This window comes from Allobosea sp. CER48 (assembly GCF_044752385.1).
Classification (GTDB): Bacteria; Pseudomonadota; Alphaproteobacteria; order Rhizobiales; family Beijerinckiaceae; genus Allobosea.
The window spans coordinates 1-1,122 of record NZ_JBIWYK010000720.1 but is presented as its reverse complement, the minus strand read 5'-3'; the positions used below and the strand labels follow the sequence as shown (position 1 = coordinate 1,122).

The following is a 1,122-nucleotide window of genomic DNA, read 5'->3' as shown; positions in this document are numbered from 1 at the left end:
GCACCCGGTATGCCGTCCGGCGGGGCGCCCGGTGCGGCTGCACCGGCACAGCCAGGGGGCGCGCCCGTCCCGCCGCAACCCGGCGTCGCTCCGGGGCAGCCTCCAGCCGGTGGCGCCTTCCCGACACAGCCGCCGCAACGCGAGGGGCGCCGCGGTGGCATCTCGCCCGGCGTCGCCGGCGCGATCGGCCTTGGTGCCGGCGTCCTCGGCGGCATCATGGCGACACAGGGTGCGCAGCGCTTCGACGACATCCGCAGCCGCCGCGAGGAGCGGCGCGAGGGTGACGTCACCATCATCCGCGAGCCCGGCCGCACCATCATCCGCGACGATGACGGCCGCGCCATCATCCGCCGCGACGAGGACCAGCGCTTCCGTGATCTCGGCTGGCAGGGCCGCTCCGAGCGCCGCGACGGCGAGATGCGGACGGTCTTCGAACGGCCGGATGGCACGCGAATCGTCACCGTCACCGACGAGGAGGGGCGGCTGCTCCGCCGCACGCGCGTCGACCGCGACAACCGCGAGGTGATCATCATCGACAACACGCTGCGCGATCGGCCGGGCCGCTTCGCCGACGATGTCGTCGTGCTGCCGCCGCCGCCGCTGCCGATCCCGCGCGAGCGCTACATCGTCGATGCGGATCAGGCCGACGAGGCGCTGATCTACGAGACGATCACGGCGCCGCCGATCGCCGCGATCCCGCGCCGCTACACGCTCGACGAGGTGCGGTACTCGCCGGATCTGCGGGCGCGCATGCGCAGCGTCGACATCGACACGATCACCTTCGACACCGGCTCCTGGCAGGTCACGCCGGATCAGGCCCAGCGCCTGGCGGTGATAGCGGATTCGGTCCGGCGCGCCCTGCAGAGTTCGCCTAACGAGGTCTTCCTCGTCGAGGGCCACACCGACGCCGTCGGTGCCGATGTCGACAATCTCTCGCTCTCGGACCGCCGGGCCCAGTCCGTCGCCGAGATCCTGACGCGCGACTTCCAGATCCCGCCGGAAAACCTGACGACGCAGGGCTATGGCGAGCAGTATCTGAAGGTGAACACGCAGGATGCATCGCGGCAGAACCGGCGGGTGACGCTGCGCCGGATCACGCCCCTGCTCACCGGCCAGAACCGC

1 protein-coding gene is annotated in these 1,122 nt (G+C 71.8%); it reads left to right on the top strand.

What is annotated here, in order from left to right:
* A partial coding sequence (locus ACIPIA_RS16790) for an OmpA family protein (protein ID WP_400511115.1) occupies positions 1–1,122 on the top strand: 1,122 nt, incomplete at both ends.